General features: G+C 72.8%; 1 protein-coding gene. It reads left to right on the top strand.

All coding sequences use genetic code 11. The features are described 5' to 3' along the window. A partial coding sequence (locus tag AC0IY0_RS29065) for a hypothetical protein (protein WP_471766516.1) occupies positions 1 to 235 on the top strand: 235 nt, incomplete at both ends.

The raw sequence follows: 235 nt of genomic DNA, 5'->3' as shown, positions 1-235 counted from the left end.
GGCTGCTCCCGAGCTTCGCCGACCCGCCGATCAGCACGCGCGACCTGGAGCAGCTGCCCTCGCAGCGGAACCGGATGCGGTTCTTCCTCGAGAACCGGCCGGACCTCGCGACCCTGGTCTCGCGCGGGAGCGTGCCGGGCGAGGGCCAAACCGTGCTGCTGTCCCTGCTGCGCGGCCCCCGATTGAAGGCGCTGCTGCACCGCGCCCTCGACCCAGCCGAGTTCCTGTCCGCGCA

The sequence above is a fragment of the Methylobacterium sp. AC315 genome, assembly GCF_979253755.1.
This window is presented reverse-complemented; position numbering and strand designations above follow the sequence as displayed.